The sequence below is a fragment of the Ruania alba genome, from assembly GCF_900105765.1.
Classification (GTDB): Bacteria; Actinomycetota; Actinomycetes; order Actinomycetales; family Beutenbergiaceae; genus Ruania; species Ruania alba.
In genome coordinates this window covers 2,266,350-2,282,199 of record NZ_FNTX01000002.1, presented here as the reverse complement: position 1 = coordinate 2,282,199, position 15,850 = coordinate 2,266,350, and the positions used below count along the sequence as shown (strand labels likewise).

7 protein-coding genes and 1 pseudogene are annotated in these 15,850 nt (G+C 65.1%); 3 read left to right on the top strand and 5 right to left on the bottom strand.

The genetic code is table 11. The features are described 5' to 3' along the window. The first annotated feature begins 20 nt into the window (after positions 1-20). Entirely contained in the window at positions 21-1,793 is a 1,773-nt protein-coding gene (locus BLU77_RS20525; RefSeq protein ID WP_089775246.1) for an N-acetylmuramoyl-L-alanine amidase, read from the top strand. Between the two features lie 3 nt (positions 1,794-1,796). On the opposite strand, the gene BLU77_RS20520 is transcribed toward BLU77_RS20525, so the two are convergent. Together BLU77_RS20520 and BLU77_RS20515 are read right to left on the bottom strand one after the other, a co-directional pair. Continuing rightward, on the bottom strand, positions 1,797-3,815 hold the full coding sequence (locus tag BLU77_RS20520; protein ID WP_175477267.1) for an acyltransferase family protein: 2,019 nt from the start codon (positions 3,813-3,815) through the stop codon (positions 1,797-1,799). Positions 3,816-3,974: 159 nt separating this feature from the next. Then, positions 3,975-5,267: an ATP-grasp fold amidoligase family protein gene (locus BLU77_RS20515; protein ID WP_089775243.1), complete on the bottom strand. Its 1,293-nt coding sequence runs from the start codon at positions 5,265-5,267 to the stop codon at positions 3,975-3,977. Positions 5,268-5,486: 219 nt separating this feature from the next. Here BLU77_RS20515 and BLU77_RS23295 point away from each other — a divergent pair. Continuing rightward, positions 5,487-6,448, top strand: a pseudogene (locus BLU77_RS23295) (glycosyltransferase family 2 protein); the annotation flags it as partial. Between the two features lie 123 nt (positions 6,449-6,571). Next, a complete protein-coding gene (locus BLU77_RS20510) occupies positions 6,572-10,252 on the top strand; it encodes a CDP-glycerol glycerophosphotransferase family protein (RefSeq protein ID WP_425441240.1) in 3,681 nt (1,226 codons plus the stop codon). On the opposite strand, the gene BLU77_RS20505 is transcribed toward BLU77_RS20510, so the two are convergent. The 3 genes from BLU77_RS20505 to BLU77_RS20495 form a co-directional block, all read right to left on the bottom strand. Next, positions 10,242-12,260 carry an acyltransferase family protein gene (locus tag BLU77_RS20505; RefSeq protein ID WP_175477266.1) on the bottom strand — a complete coding sequence of 673 codons (2,019 nt, stop codon included), beginning with the start codon at positions 12,258-12,260 and terminating at the stop codon, positions 10,242-10,244. The two genes, BLU77_RS20510 and BLU77_RS20505, sit on opposite strands and share 11 nt — an antisense overlap. Positions 12,261-12,352: 92 nt before the next feature. Continuing rightward, a complete protein-coding gene (locus BLU77_RS20500; RefSeq protein WP_175477265.1) occupies positions 12,353-13,414 on the bottom strand; it encodes an ATP-grasp fold amidoligase family protein in 1,062 nt (353 codons plus the stop codon). 297 nt (positions 13,415-13,711) lie between these two features. Then, complete coding sequence (locus BLU77_RS20495) at positions 13,712-15,844, bottom strand: acyltransferase family protein (RefSeq protein ID WP_281242126.1); 2,133 nt, start codon at positions 15,842-15,844, stop codon at positions 13,712-13,714. Positions 15,845-15,850 lie beyond the last annotated feature (6 nt).

The window sequence follows — 15,850 nt, the reverse complement described above, 5'->3', positions numbered from 1 at the left end:
GCGTCACAGGGAGGAACGCCATGTCGAAGGAGATCGGCTCGCCGTGGGAGATCACGCGCCGTGGGGCCTTGATCACCGTGGCCGGTACCGGAGCCGCGCTGGTGCCGGCCGTAGCCGCGCAGGCGGACCCGTCGGCACCGCCGGACGACAGCGCCGAACCGGCTCAGCCCACACCAGCGGCCCAGCCGGACGACCAGGGCGTCAGCCGCACCGAGGTCCGTGCGAACGCGCTATCCGCTCAAGGATCGTTGGCATGGACGGCGGAGCCCTTCGAGCTCGTGGCACTGACCTGGACCGGCAATGCCGACGTGAGCTTGGCCGTGCGGGTACGCACCGCGGGCACCTGGTCGGAGTGGAACGTGCTCTCCGCCGACGACCACAGCGACGGAGCAGAGAACTCCTCGGGGACGCAGCCGTTCTGGGTCGGTGACGCTGACGCCGTGGAGATCGCCGACCCGGGCACCTCTCTGCCGGACGACCTGACATTGGTGCTCATCCACCCTCAGGACGAGCCCGCCACCCTGTCGCGCCAGTCGGACGAGGGCACCAGTGCACCCGCGGCGACCACGATGAGCACCACCAGCAACTCCGACTCCTACCCGCCGATGGTCACGTCACAGCCGACGATCGGTTCGCGCGCCTGGTGGGGGGCGGACGAGTCGATCCGGCAGAACCAGGACGGTGTGGCCTACGGTGAGGTCCGCGGCGGGTTCGTGCACCACACCGCCACATCGAACGACTACAGCTACTCGGACGTTCCCGCGATCATCCGATCCATCTACCGGTACCACGTGCTGACCCGGGACTTCTACGACATCGGCTACAACTTCCTCATCGACCGGTTCGGCCGCATCTGGCAGGGCGCCTACGGCGGAGGAAACCGCGCGGTGATCGCTGCGCACACCAAGTACTACAACTCTCACGCCTTCGGCGTCGGCGCCATCGGCAACTTCCAGACGATGACGCCGAGCAGCCGGGTGATCGCCTCCTATCGGGACCTGTTCGCGTGGAAGTTCGACATCCATCGCATCCAGGCGGCCACCATCACCGCTAATTACACCAACTCCGGGGCCGAGCCATTGCCTGCCATCTCCGCGCACCGGGACACCAAGGCCACCACCTGTCCTGGAGATCGCCTCTACTCCCGGCTCGACACCATCCGCTCCGGGGTTCAGGAGGTGCTGGACGATCGGGTCAAGCTCCAACTCACGGGGCATGGCGGCTCGATCGCTGGGACGGGCTCTCGGATACGGGTCTATTGGGAGATCGCCGGCGTCGGAGTCGACGGCGTCGTCCGCCTGCAGCGACGCCTCTCCAATGGGTCGTGGCGGGATGTGCGAGACATCAGGGTGAGCAACGGCTACGGCACCGATGTGGTCGGTCCGCACAACGACATCTGGCTCAGAGTCCGGGCGATCAGCACCAGCACCGACGGTGTGGACACCTCGTGGCCGAACGGGATCAGCACCTGGCACAAGATCCGTACCGTGGGGTCCGACGACTCCACCATCCTCGACCTCAGTGGTCCGAAGGAGACCGAGTCGCGCCGCGAGACCGACCTGTACATCAGTTGGATGAGCCCGCACGGTCGAGTGGACGGGGTGGTCTCATTCCAGCGGGAGGACACCACCGGGTGGACGCATGTCCGTGACGTCGAGGTGGTCAACGGGCGGGCACGGACGCAGATCCGACCGTCCCGTCGGTTTCGGTACCGCGTGCGGTCCGGCGATGTCTACTCCGACTTCTCCGTGCCGTTCCGCAACTCCTACCTATACACGATCAACGTCTGGTGACGTTCACTCGACCGCTCTGTCGACGGCCGGCACCAGCAAGGAGGCGAGATCGTCGGTGAGGGAACGCACGTACGTATCAGTGAGGTGCGTCCCCTGCCGGTAGATCAGCACGTTGCCGATCACCGGTGGGCAGGTGCCGTCCGGGCACAGGTACGGGCTCATATCGATGGTCTGGGCACCGTCCACCCGTTCTGCGGCGTCCAGCATCGACGGCGCGCCGCTGCCGTCGAAACCCTCGTCTAGATCGAAGGCGCATGCGGAGAGGTCGTCCGGGTTCTCGGCGACGCACTCGTAGACGTTCCCACCCGGGGATGGGTTGTCCAGAAGGGCGATCACCGGAATCCCGGCATCACCGAGAACGGTCCAGTGCTCCTCCAACGCCTCCACCATCGCATCGGTGGAGAGTGTCGAGCCGTCCGTGGGGTCCTCCAGGGCTGACTTCTTGCGTTGGGAGGTGAGCACGGCGTCCGGGTCGATCTCGAGGATCTCCGCCCGGACGTTCTCGTTCCAGCCCACGCACGACTCGTACGGCTCCGCGCCCTGGTTCTGCATCCCGGCGTGGAAGCCGCAGGCCGACTTGGTCATCGAGATGATCCGCCACCCCTGATCTTGGGCGATCTGGTCGATGGCGGACCACCACTGCAAGATCTTCGAGTCACCGACGACGACCAGCGTCACCGCACCGTCTGGGTCACCAAGCTCACATACCCGCACCTCGGTGGACTCCTGATCCTGCTGACAACCACGGGCGTACGACGGCGGCACATCAGTCACTGCCTCAGTAGCCCCCGGCGTGTACCACTCGACCTCGGCCAGCGAGGCCACCGATCCCGGAGTCGGCCCACCGCCCGTCGCAGCACTACCAAGCACCGCCGCACCCGCAGCCTGCCCCTGGCCACCTCCCTGCTCTGGGTTCGTCGTCGAGGTCGGCACCGCAAGCACCAACACCAGACCAGCCACCACCCCCACCAACGTGAAGTTCCCACCCAACGACAACGACAACCTGTTCGAGCCCGACAACCCCTTCGAGAACCGCAACGGATTCTCCACCAACCGATAACTCAGATACGCCGGCACGAACGAAGCCGCCGCCACCAGCAACCCCTTCTTCCCCCCAAGCTCACCCCACAGATTCGTCGCCGTCACCAACAACGGCCAATGCCACAAATACAACGAGTACGACAACCCACCGACCCACACCGCCGGCTTCCACGCCAACAACGACGCAGCACCCCACCGACCACTCGTGAACCCGGCCACGATCACCAACGCCGTGGCCACCGTCGGCCACAACGCCGCATACCCCGGCCACGCCACCTGCTCAGTCAGCACCACCGCACTGACCACCACCGCAACCAGACCAAACCACCCCAACACCCAGGCCACCCGCGCCGGCACCCGAGGCCACAACGGCGCACCAATCGCCACGAACGCCCCAATCCCCAACTCCCACAACCGCGTCGGAGTCACAAAGAACGCCACCGCCGGATTCGACGCCGTCCACACCAACGAGATCACAAACGAGGGCACGATCACCACACCGATCGCCACCGCCATCACCGGCCGCAACCGCGCATGCGTGCGCCGACGCACCCACCACCCCACCAGCACCAACAACAACGGCCACACGATGTAGAACTGCTCCTCCACCGCCAACGACCAGAAATGCTGAACCGGCGAAACCCCCACATCCTCAGCCAGATAATCCACCGACCGACCAGCCAACACCCAATTCACCACATACAACGCCGCACCCACGATGTCCCCACCGAAAACACGCCACTGCACCACCGACACACTCAGCCACGTCAACACCGCCGTGACCACCAGCACCACACCCGTCGCCGGCAACAACCGCTTCGCCCGCCGCGCATAAAACCGGCCCAACGACACCCGACCCGACCGCTCCAGCTCCCGGATCAACAACCCCGTGATCAAAAACCCCGAGATCACAAAGAAAACATCAACCCCCACAAACCCACCCGGAACCAACTCCACCACCTCAGCGTGATACAGCAGCACCAGACCAATCGCAACAGCCCTCAACCCCTCAATATCAGGCCGAAACCCCCCACCCGAACCACGACTCGTCCGAGACTCCACAGCATTCTGTGCGGTCAATGTGCACAACCTCCCAGGTTCGTGCGACGCGCTTCGTGCGCCGGTAGTCGCCGGTGTTCTTCAAGCCCGATCGGCATCGACACACCAGTGTGAGCAGTCGAGGATCGTCCGGCGTGCCGCCGCCGCGCGCGAGGGTGCCGCCTCAGGATAGAGGTGCAGGTCGGCATGGGAACCGAAGATCGCACCGTACGGTCGGCCGACGGTGAGGTCGTGCTGCAAACGCGCTTCACTCTGGATCCAGCGCCGTCCGAGGAGTTCGTCATGGGCTTCGACGAAGCGCTCATTGCCGCCGCTCGGGGCACGCGTGATCTCACCGAGGACGATCCCACGGGTCGTCTCATACAGATCCACCCGGCAGAACGGCAGACCCACCGCACGCGAGAGATGCCGCGCAGCCTGGACCACCTGCGGTAGTTGCGCCGGGCGCGGTATCGAGTGGTTGTGCCGACGCCCGAGAGCTACCGGGCCGAAATCCTGACCACGCTCATCGACGAACTTCAACCGGATCGTGGACGGGTCCCCGTGCTCTGCGACGCGACGCACCAGGACGTGTCCGACCTCGCCGTAGAACATGTAGCACTTGATGTCGAGCGGAATCGGACCACCGTCGGCTGCGTGCAGCAACTCCTCGGCGAAGTACGGCGCACGTGCTCGCGAGCCCAGTTCGTCGAACCTGTCCTTCAGGTCCGCCTCGGACAGAACCTCGTCCTTGCCGAGCAGCCGGTACTTCCCGCCCGTCCGTTTCAGCGGAAAGACTCCAACCGAACCAGCTCCGCCGTCGGACTTCAGGACGAACGAGTCAGGCAGATCATGCAGATCCATCGACGCGAGGTCCGGCCAGGCGCGATACACCTCGGGTACGCCGATACCGTGACTGGCAGCGAACTCGAGGTTGCGCAGTTTGAAGGGCAGGAGCAGCGCTGCTGATTTCTCGTCTTCGCGCAGCCGGTGCTCGGCCCGCACCACCCGGATGTACTGCCGGATCGACTGACGATAGGACGCGCGCGCCAGGTCGTCGAGGCGTGAGGTCTCACCGCGAGCACTGGCCAGCTCGCCCTCCAGAGTCCGGATCTGTGCGGCTGCGTCATTGTCGTGGGCAACAGCCACCTCGGCCGGCTGGTGGCGTTGCCGATCCAGCCGCCGCCACGCCCGTTGGATCCAGCGCACCCGGGTGCGGGTCTCCACCTGGCGGGGACGAGCTTCCAGTTGCATCCCGAGAATCAGTGTCACCATGACCACCAGGCCGACCAGCGCAGCGGACGACTGGCCGAATGCCGCGAGCACAGCTGAGGCTGCACCGACAAGCAGGATGAACGCACCGAGCGCCCGCTGGCGCAGAGAACTTCCGAACATGAGGTCACTGACTCACCCACTGGTTGGGCAAGCGCTCCTTTCCACGACGCAGGTCAGGGTAGTAGATGATCCCGGACGCGCCGCACAGAATCCTCCTGCGCCCCTCCATCCATCCCGCTACAGGGACGCGACGTGCCGCGCAACTCCGGTGACGTAGCCCAGGCAGTTCGGTCGGCTATCCTGTGTCGGCTGCTGGCGATCACAGGGGAGTGCCATTCCATGACTGTTGACGAGAGTTCCATCACTCTCGATACCGACGTCGCCACACACTATCTCGCCCTCACGCAGCGCAATGGTGGACGACGAGCGGCGGAACGCACTGCGCTCCGGACTCGTTCCCGGACGGCCCGCGACCTCTTCGCCGCAGGCGCGACCGACGGGCAGTACACGTGCGATGCCCTCGTGAGGAGATTGCGGGACGGCACGCCCCTCGACCTCACTCTCGATCGCACCTGGACCTTGGCGCTGTCGCACGTCGTCGGAATGCAGAATCTCGACGAGGGCGATCTCGACACTGCAGTGCTGTTGTTGAAGGAGCTACGCCGGCAGCACGGGTCCGCAGCGTTCTCCGGAGCGGACCATCAAGCGATCGTGGACAGGCTGTGGCAGGTAGGAGCCGAGGACCTCCTGCGGTCCTGGCAAGGGGAGCTGCGTCGGATCAAGCCGGCGGCCAAACGCTTCCTCAAGGCAGATCTCATCAATCCGTACCGGGCGGACCGGCACACACCCGTGGACACCTCCCAGCACCGCCAGTGGCAGCGCCTGGTCGATGCGATGTTCACTGCGCACGGCCTTGAGCCGATCCGGGTGGCATCAGGAGCCAGCACACCGTTCGACGGGCTGTCCTGCCAGGTGACCGACCAGATCGACGACGGTCCGCTGGTGACAGTGATCATGTCGGTATACAAGCCCGGGCCTCAGCTTCTGACGTCGGTGCGCTCGATCTGCAACCAGACCTGGCGCAACCTCGAGATCCTCCTCATGGACGATGCGTCCCGGGCGACCACTCCGACATCATTGAGCAGTGTCTCGCACTGGATTCCCGGATCCGGCTGCGCACGATGGAACGCAATGGTGGCACCTACATCGCGCGCAACACGGCGTTCGACATGGCGAACGGTGAGTTCGTCACCTGTCAGGATGCCGACGACTGGTCGCATCCACGTCGGATCGAGCGGCAGGTCACGGCGCTCCTGGACAACCCCAAGGCAGCCGCCTCCCGAAGCTATTGCTTCCGTGTTCGGGAGGATCTGGGCTTCCAGCGGCCGGGTTATCCGACCAGCCAGGAGAACGCCGTCTCACTCATGGTCCGCCGAGACCTCGCGCTGGCGACGATCGGGTACTTCGACACGGCCCGCAAGGGCGCCGACACCGAGTACCGCAAGCGACTCGAGCTCGCTACGGGGCAGCGAACGATCGATCTCACCGCGCCGCTCTCGATGTACCGGATGGGAAGCGGCTCCCTCTCCCGCGCGGACTTCACGCCTGGTTGGCACCATGTCTCGCGCTTCATCTACCGTGGCGCCTATGACCGGTGGCACCGGTGGCGGGCCGCTACGGGCGACTTCTACTTGCCCCGGTTCCAGGAGGAACGCGAGTTCGCGCTGCCGCAACGTTTCCAGATCGACCAGGCTGCGATTGCGGATAGCCCCCCGGAGTATGACGTCGTCGTGCTCAGCGACTGGCGTCAGATCGAGGCGAGCCAGCAGGCACTCCTCACCGAGATCGAGGCCCTGATCGCCCACGGTTACCGCGTCGGTGTCACCCACCGCGAATCCTTCGACCGCATGCGAGTACGGCGGGAGCCGCTCGACGGTCAACTACTCGATCTGATCAATGCGGGAACGGTCGACTTCGTAGCACTCGATCAGTCCGCGAGCGCCTCCCTCCTGATCGTCGGTTCACCGGAGCTGATGCAGTTCGCCCCGGCGGACCCGAGCACAGTGGACATCGATCGCGTGCTCGTCGTCGCTGACCGCGCGCCGGGAGCGGGCGATGAGTCGATCTATCGCCCCGAGCAGGTGGACGGCGAGATCCACCGCGTCTTCGGAAGAGCCCCCACCTGGTGCGCCCGGAGCGCCACCGTCGCAGCGGTGCTGAGCGCGCAGCTCCCATCGGAGCGGGTACACACCGAGCCCCTAGCCGGCATCGTCGATCTGGGCAGCGGGTCCGGGGCCCGCACGTCGTGCCGCTCGGCGCGCCCGGTGCTCGGGGCACGGCTGGCGGCGACGCCATCGGCTGCAGCCACGGACCGGCTCCTGGCCTGCCTTCCCGACGACGACTCCGTCGAAGTACGCATCTATTCCGAGCAGCCTCCTGATCTCGCGCACGCACCCATCCAGTGGATCTGGATGTCCACCGCCGAGACAGTTGCCGAGCAGTTCCTGGACGAGATCGACTTCTACGTCGATGTCGGGGTCGGAGCTGAGGCGGATCAGTTCGACCCGGAAATCGCCCATGCGATCGCCCGTGGCTGCATCGCACTCCTCCCGCCCGAACGCGAGGCCACCTTCGGTGATGCGGCCCGGTACGGACGACCGGAGGAACTGCGCGAACTCAGCGCCCAGCTGTGCGCCGATCCGCAGGCGTTCGCCCTCCAGTCCGAGCAGGGCGTGCGCAGGATCGAGGAACGGCACGGCCGATCCACCTATCTGACCCAGGTGTCGGAGCTGATCGGTCCGGCGCGGGGCGTCCATCCGCCCACCGGCATGCCACCAGCTCTCAAGCCACTGCTGGACGAACACAAGGATCGGCCGGTCCGCTCTCAGCTCGGCCGGTCCACGACCGATCGCGACGCGACCGTGGTGCTGTTGGCGACCGAAGCCACCATGGCGAAGATCTCGAGCATCGTGGAACGCGTGGAAGAGGATGAGTCCCTGATGGGGCTTCCGGTGGTGCTGGTACACCCGGCGAGTCTGCAGGTGCGCGCGGACCGCCTCGGACACGAGCACCCGGAGGTACGGCGGGTCACAGCACGCTCGGGCAGTGCGGCGGACCTTGCCGCTGCCGCAATCGCGGCCGCGGAGGACATGTCCACACCGTTCATCGCCGTGGCCGACCTGTCCTCCGAACGAGCGGTCCGCCGATGGGGACGGAGCGTACGTCGGCAGATTCTTCGGTACAGCAGTCTCGACATCCCGAGGGCCCTGCCGCTGCTGCTGTGGACCCGGCACTGCACACGGGAGGTCCTGGCCGCATACCTGCATCGGTCGCTCACCGGTGCAGGTATCGAGCGCGGTCCTCTCGCAGACTATCTCGGCGGCCTCACTCTGGCAGCCGGCGCGATGCGCCTGGACGGACTTGATCCGGCGGACGGGGCTGTCGACCTGGTCGCTTCGTTGAATGCCCGCACCGCCCCCGACATGCCACAGCCGCCGTGGCGATACCGGTTCCTGCTCACCCGCTCCCGGGCCGCGGTGGTGCATTCGGAGCCGACCGCCCTGGCCTCACGCCTGGACAAACGCGGACGCAGAGTCTGGGAGTCGCTCCGCACTCAGCTTCCGCTGAGCAAGGCTCCCGCCGGCAATTTCACACTCGAGGTCGAAGTCGTCACCGATGTGGAGCAATTGCGCCTGCGGCGACCTGTCCTCGCTGCTCGGGGCGTCCTGCAGAATGCTCGGACCGTGGACATTCCGGGGCCGTCCGCGCAGTCATCAGTGCGTTACCTCGTGCACTCCGCCGGGCCGCGGAGCGGATTGCGGATCACCCTGCAGCGCGGTCGCAGCACGAGGGCGCAGGTGCGCTGGGCGACCACTCTGGTGCGCAAAGACGTGGGCTTCCTGATGAAGCGCCGTGGAAGCTACCGGGTCGCTGCCCTCCGAATGCTCCGCTTGCTCACGAAACCGTGGTTCGCCGGCCGGGACATCTGGCTGATCGGCGAGCGAACAGACACGGCGCAGGACAACGGTGCTCACTTGTTCAGTTATCTGCGTCGTGAGCACCCGGACCGCCGCGTCTACTACATCATCGACGAGGACAGTCCGCAGCGGGACCGCGTCTCAGGTCTGGGCAATGTGATCATGCATTCGTCCTGGCGGCACCAGCTCCTCATGCTCCATGCCCGGGTGCTGGTGAACGCGTACTCCATTCGCTACCTCGTGCCGCGGAAATGGGGCATGGCCAACTACACGCAACATCTCGCCTGGCGCATCGGCGCCCTGCGCGTCTACCTGAAGCACGGTGTCCACCTGAATCCCCTGGCCTTCACCAGGGGGCAGTCAGGCTACGACCTCGTGCTCACGGCTATGCCGCGGGAGACGCAGGCACTCCGCGAGTTCTCCGGATACGACGCCGAAGTGCGCGAGATCGGTATGCCCCGCTACGACGGTCTGGTGCCGACACCTGCGAGCCGGACAGTGCTGTTCATGCCCACCTGGCGCCAGTACCTCGTCCCGCGACTGAGCGGACGGGCCAATCCCGGCCAGATCGAGTTCGTCGGATCGCGCTATCAGCAGTTCATTTCCAGACTCCTCGGCAGCCCTCGACTGCACGCCATGCTGGAGAAACACGACTACACGCTGACCTTCCTTCCGCATTACAACCTCGCCTCCTACTTCGACTCCACGATCGGTGCGTCTGACCGACTCACAGTGGCGGACACGAACACCACCGGTGTTCAAGACCTCCTCCGCACCTGCGACGCCTTCATCACGGACTACTCGTCCGTCCATTTCGATGTGGCCTACCTGGGGACTCCTGTCGTGTACGCACGCTTCGATGAAGCTGATTACGAGTCACACCACGCCGCGACGGCCTGGTTCGACTACCGGCGAGACGGATACGGCCCCGTAACGACCACTGTGGACGAGACGCTCGACGAACTTGAGGCGATCCTTGAGCGTGGTGGCACGGTTGCGGATGTGTACGCTGAGCGCGCCCGCACGGACTTCACCTATCGGGACCGCCGGAACAGTGAACGCACCGTCCAGGCGATCGATGAGCTCGCCGCACGCACCTTCACGAACCAGCGGGGCCCTACCCAGTAGCCGACGTGACCGCTGGCACCAGCTCGTCCGCGAGGGGATTGGCGAGCGAGCGAACGTAGGTGTCGGTCAGGTGTGAGCTCTGCCGATAGAGCAGGACGTTGCCGATCACCGGAACGCAGGTCTCGCCCGGGCAGATCAGCTCCGTCATATCGATGGTCTGGACGCCGGGCACGCGCTCCGCAGCGGCTACCAACGCCGGTGCGCCACTCTCGGCGACACCCTCGGCTCGGTCGAACTCACACAACTCCAGGTCGCCCAGGTTGTCGGCGACGCACTCGTAGACGTTCCCACCCGGGGATGGGTTGTCCAGAAGGGCGATCACCGGGATACCGGCATCCCGCAGGCGCTGCCAGTGCTGAGTCAAGGCATCGACCATCACCGGCATCGACTCCGTCGAGACATCGGTGGGATCGGCAAGTGCCATGCTCCGCCGTTGGGAGGTGAGCACGGCGTCCGGGTCGATCTCGAGGATCTCCGCCAGGACGTTCTCGTTCCACTCGGCACAACTGGCGTACGGGTCCCCACGGGCGATCTGCATCCCGGCGTGGAAGCCGCAGGCCGACTTGGTCATCGAGATGATCCGCCACCCCTGATCTTGGGCGATCTGGTCGATGGCGGACCACCACTGCAAGATCTTCGAGTCACCGACGACGACCAGCGTCACCGCACCGTCTGGGTCACCAAGCTCACATACCCGCACCTCGGTGGACTCCTGATCCTGCTGACAACCACGGGCGTACGACGGCGGCACATCAGTCACTGCCTCAGTAGCCCCCGGCGTGTACCACTCGACCTCGGCCAGCGAGGCCACCGATCCCGGAGTCGGCCCACCGCCCGTCGCAGCACTACCAAGCACCGCCGCACCCGCAGCCTGCCCCTGGCCACCTCCCTGCTCTGGGTTCGTCGTCGAGGTCGGCACCGCAAGCACCAACACCAGACCAGCCACCACCCCCACCAACGTGAAGTTCCCACCCAACGACAACGACAACCTGTTCGAGCCCGACAACCCCTTCGAGAACCGCAACGGATTCTCCACCAACCGATAACTCAGATACGCCGGCACGAACGAAGCCGCCGCCACCAGCAACCCCTTCTTCCCCCCAAGCTCACCCCACAGATTCGTCGCCGTCACCAACAACGGCCAATGCCACAAATACAACGAGTACGACAACCCACCGACCCACACCGCCGGCTTCCACGCCAACAACGACGCAGCACCCCACCGACCACTCGTGAACCCGGCCACGATCACCAACGCCGTGGCCACCGTCGGCCACAACGCCGCATACCCCGGCCACGCCACCTGCTCAGTCAGCACCACCGCACTGACCACCACCGCAACCAGACCAAACCACCCCAACACCCAGGCCACCCGCGCCGGCACCCGAGGCCACAACGGCGCACCAATCGCCACGAACGCCCCAATCCCCAACTCCCACAACCGCGTCGGAGTCACAAAGAACGCCACCGCCGGATTCGACGCCGTCCACACCAACGAGATCACAAACGAGGGCACGATCACCACACCGATCGCCACCGCCATCACCGGCCGCAACCGCGCATGCGTGCGCCGACGCACCCACCACCCCACCAGCACCAACAACAACGGCCACACGATGTAGAACTGCTCCTCCACCGCCAACGACCAGAAATGCTGAACCGGCGAAACCCCCACATCCTCAGCCAGATAATCCACCGACCGACCAGCCAACACCCAATTCACCACATACAACGCCGCACCCACGATGTCCCCACCGAAAACACGCCACTGCACCACCGACACACTCAGCCACGTCAACACCGCCGTGACCACCAGCACCACACCCGTCGCCGGCAACAACCGCTTCGCCCGCCGCGCATAAAACCGGCCCAACGACACCCGACCCGACCGCTCCAGCTCCCGGATCAACAACCCCGTGATCAAAAACCCCGAGATCACAAAGAAAACATCAACCCCCACAAACCCACCCGGAACCAACTCCACCACCTCAGCGTGATACAGCAGCACCAGACCAATCGCAACAGCCCTCAACCCCTCAATATCAGGCCGAAACCCCCCACCCGAACCACGACTCGTCCGAGACTCCACAGCAGGCACGCTCATTGCGACGTGTGCTCTCCGCACCATGTTGCGCAGTCGACCATCGCCCGTGTCGCCGAGCCTGCCGGATGCGCCCCTTCAAGCTCCGGATACAAGTGCAGGTCGGCATGGGGACCGAAGAGCGCGCCCGCCGGGCGCCCCGAGGCCAGATCGATCTCGAGCCGTGCCTGCGCACCAACCCACCTGCGCCCGAGCATCTCGTCATGATGCTCGACGAAGCGCTCGTTCCCGCCGCTCGGGGCACGCGTGATCTCACCGAGGACGATCCCACGGGTCGTCTCATACAGATCCACCCGGCAGAACGGCAGACCCACCGCACGCGAGAGATGCCGCGCAGCCTCGATCGTGTCCGACCAGGCGTGCGGGAGCTCGAGGATGCGACTGTGCCGCCGCCCCTCAGCGACCCGTCCGAACTCCTGACCGTGCTCGTCCACGAACTTCAACCGGTTCGTCGACGGGACCCCATGTCTTCCTACCCGGCGAACGAGTACATGCCCGACGTGCCCGTAGAACATATAGCACTTGAGATCGTTGGGAATGGCTCGCCCGTCAGTCCCGACGAGCAATTCCTCGGCGAAGAACGGAGGCTGGGCGCGCGCGCTGCGCTGGGCGAGGCGCAGCCGAAGTTCAGCAGTGGTGAACACGCGCTCCTGACCGACCAGCTGATACGAGTCGGCACCGATCCTCTGCAACGGGAGCACAGCCGTCGCACTGTCGCCGCCGTCTGCCTTCAGGACGAATCGATCCGGGAGGTCGTTCAGCTCCATGGAGGTGAGGTCAGGCCACACTCGGTACACATCGGGTACGCCAATGCCGTGACTGGCAGCGAACTCGAGGTTGCGCAACTTAAAGCGCAGCAGTCGAGCGGACGTCCGGACCGCGGGTTGCATGTCGTTCTCTGCCCGGACAACTCGGAGGTACTGCCGAATCGACTGACGATACGACACTCGGTTCACATCGTCCCAGCGGCTCAGTTCAGCACGCGCAGCGTCGCGTTCCTGCTCAGCGAGCACGCGTTCACGGACCGCTTCCTCCAGTCGCCGGTCCTGGGCGATCTCCACCCGCCGTACAGATGCTTGCAGACGACCGGCGCGAGAGCGCAACTGGCGTTGACGAATCCTGCTTTCAAAGCCGATGACTGCTATCACGGTTGCCAAAACGACGAGCACCGCCAGCGTAGTTCTCGGCCAGTCGAATATGCTCGCAGTCACGCCCAACAATCCGCTCGTGACCATGACTGCAAGAATGGCGCGCTGCCGCCACGTTCTCATGATCATTTCGTCGCCAATCTCTCGGGTTGGTCCGCGATTTATCAGCACCCTATCTCATGAAATCCCTGGCCGGACAGCAGACCAAGCTCAAGAATTCGCCGACGCAACAGCGGGCACGAGCTGTTCGGCCAGCTGACGCTGCAGCGTCCGTACGTACGCATCCGTCAGGTGTGATGTCTGGCGATAGACCAGGATGTTGCCGATCACCGGAACACAGGTCTCGCCCGGGCAGATGTGCTCGGTCATGTCCACGATGTGCACACCGCTGACTCGCTCGGCCGCGGCCTGCTGCAACGGTGCGGATGACGACTCATAGCCCTCCTGGCGGGAGAAGGTGCACTCCTCGAGAGAGTCCATGTTCTCGGCCACGCACTCGTACACGGCGTCGTATTCCTGCATTCCTGGACTGGGGTTGTCCAGCAGCGCGATCAGTGGAATGTCGGCGTCGGCCACGGCGGACCACTGTTCAGTGATGGCATCCTCCATCGCCTGCGTCGATCGTGTCTCATCATTGGTCGCGTCCTCCAACGCCGTCGTCACACGCTGGGAGGTGAGGACGGCGTCCGGGTCGATCTCGAGGATCTGTGCCAGGACATTCTCGTTCCACTCGGCACAACTGGTATACGGCCCTCCGTTCGCGACCTGCATTCCGGCGTGGAAGCCGCATGCGGACTTGGTCATCGAGATGACGTGCCACCCTTCGTCCTCGGCGATCGCCTCGATCGCGGACTGCCATTGCAGGATCTTCGAATCGCCCACCACGACGACGACGGTCTCGCTCTCCAGGTCCCCGTACTCGCAGACGACGACCTCAGCCGACTCTTGATTCTGCTGGCAGTCGTCGTCGTAGGCCGACGGGACCGAGGCGGTGGCCTCCGCCGGCTGCGGGGTGAACCACTCCACGTCGGCCAGCGATCCGACTGAACCTGGCGGTGGCGCCTCAGTCGCGTCTCCATCAGCCCCACCATCGGCTCCGCCCTCACCGGCGTCCCGCTGAGCCTCCTGACCGTCAAGGGCCTGCGCTCCGGCTGCCTGGTCCTGCTCTGGGTTCGTCGTCGAGGTCGGCACCGCAAGCACCAACACCAGACCAGCCACCACCCCCACCAACGTGAAGTTCCCACCCAACGACAACGACAACCTGTTCGAGCCCGACAACCCCTTCGAGAACCGCAACGGATTCTCCACCAACCGATAACTCAGATACGCCGGCACGAACGAAGCCGCCGCCACCAGCAACCCCTTCTTCCCCCCAAGCTCACCCCACAGATTCGTCGCCGTCACCAACAACGGCCAATGCCACAAATACAACGAGTACGACAACCCACCGACCCACACCGCCGGCTTCCACGCCAACAACGACGCAGCACCCCACCGACCACTCGTGAACCCGGCCACGATCACCAACGCCGTGGCCACCGTCGGCCACAACGCCGCATACCCCGGCCACGCCACCTGCTCAGTCAGCACCACCGCACTGACCACCACCGCAACCAGACCAAACCACCCCAACACCCAGGCCACCCGCGCCGGCACCCGAGGCCACAACGGCGCACCAATCGCCACGAACGCCCCAATCCCCAACTCCCACAACCGCGTCGGAGTCACAAAGAACGCCACCGCCGGATTCGACGCCGTCCACACCAACGAGATCACAAACGAGGGCACGATCACCACACCGATCGCCACCGCCATCACCGGCCGCAACCGCGCATGCGTGCGCCGACGCACCCACCACCCCACCAGCACCAACAACAACGGCCACACGATGTAGAACTGCTCCTCCACCGCCAACGACCAGAAATGCTGAACCGGCGAAACCCCCACATCCTCAGCCAGATAATCCACCGACCGACCAGCCAACACCCAATTCACCACATACAACGCCGCACCCACGATGTCCCCACCGAAAACACGCCACTGCACCACCGACACACTCAGCCACGTCAACACCGCCGTGACCACCAGCACCACACCCGTCGCCGGCAACAACCGCTTCGCCCGCCGCGCATAAAACCGGCCCAACGACACCCGACCCGACCGCTCCAGCTCCCGGATCAACAACCCCGTGATCAAAAACCCCGAGATCACAAAGAAAACATCAACCCCCACAAACCCACCCGGAACCAACTCCACCACCTCAGCGTGATACAGCAGCACCAGACCAATCGCAACAGCCCTCAACCCCTCAATATCAGGCCGAAACCCCCCACCCCCACGCACACCACT